Origin of the sequence: Streptomyces phytophilus, assembly GCF_013870535.1 — a bacterium.
GTDB lineage: Bacteria > Actinomycetota > Actinomycetes > Streptomycetales > Streptomycetaceae > Streptomyces > Streptomyces phytophilus.
On sequence record NZ_JACBXC010001533.1, the window covers coordinates 1 to 1,266 of the forward strand.

The following is a 1,266-nucleotide window of genomic DNA, read 5'->3' on the forward strand; positions in this document are numbered from 1 at the left end:
TGGTGCGGCGAGAACTCGGTCGGCGTCGGCGCGACGGTCGGCTGCGGCGGCGGGGTCTTCGCCGGTTCCGGCAGCTGCAGCCGCTCGGTGATCGACCCCGCGACCGACTGCGGCAGCCAGTCCTCGCCCTGGCGCAGCGGTTCCGGCGAGATCTCGTGGCACAGCTCGATGACCTCGGTGAGGCTCGGCCGGGCGTCCGCGTCGCGGGTCAGGCAGCGGGTCACCAGCGGCAGCAGCTCCGGCGGCACCCGGCTGAGGTCGGGGTCCTCGTGCACGATCCGGTAGAGCACCGCGTGCGAGGGCCCTTCGCCGTAGGCGGGGGAGCCGATCGCCGCGAAGGCCGCGATCTGGCCGAGGGCGAAGATGTCGGTGGCGGGGCCGATCGTGCCGGTCGCCGCCTGTTCCGGCGCCATGAACGCCGGGGTGCCCACGCTGACTCCGGTGCCGGTGAGCGCGGTGGTCTCGGCGGCGCGGGCGATACCGAAGTCGATCACGCGGGGGCCGTCGGAGGCGAGCAGTACGTTGGCGGGCTTGAGGTCGCGGTGGACGATGCCCGCGCCGTGGATGACGTGCAGGGCCTCGGCGACGCCGACGGACAGCAGCAGCACGCTGCGCAGCGGCAGCGCGCCGTGCTGCGCCACGGCGTGTGCGAGCGAGGGGCCCGGTACGTACGCGGTGGCCAGCCAGGGCTGCGCGCCCTCGGTGTCGGAGTCGATGACCGGCGCGGTGTACAGGCCCTGCACCCGCTGCGCGGCCTGGACCTCCCGCTGGAAGCGCCGCCGGAACTCGGGGTCCTCGCTGAACTCGGGCCGGATCACCTTGATCGCGATGGGCCGGCCGCCGGGCGTGTAGGAGAGGTACACCTTGCCCATGCCGCCCGTGCCGAGCACGGCGGCGAGCCGGTAGCCCCCGACCACTGCCGGGTCGCTCTGCTCAAGCGGCTTGAAAAGGCCGGCCGAAGGTGCACTCGCCATGGTGATCATCCCCTGTTCACGGCGGTTCAGATCCCGCCGTCCCCGAAGTCAAGCGGGAGCGTACCGACTTTTCGCCGCGGTCCTCGCCGCGGCGGGCAACAACCCTGCAACAACAGGTGCTGCGCGAGGGGTTGACGGGTCGCGCGGGTCTCCCTAGCTTCCGAAATCGATTTCATATCGTGGAGTCGAGGGATGCGGGAGGGCCGCCATGACCGTCGACCACGCCGGACGAGCCGGTGAACACGACTGCCGCCCCGGGGCCGGGTGCTGTCCGCCAGGGGGCTCCGCCGCA

The 1,266-nt window shown here is 72.7% G+C and carries 1 protein-coding gene; it reads right to left on the bottom strand.

The annotated features are described in order from the left end of the window. Nucleotides 1-983, bottom strand: a 983-nt coding sequence (locus H5J30_RS34010) for a serine/threonine-protein kinase (RefSeq protein WP_181791671.1), incomplete at its 3' end; no start/stop codon positions are given. Nucleotides 984-1,266 lie beyond the last annotated feature (283 nt).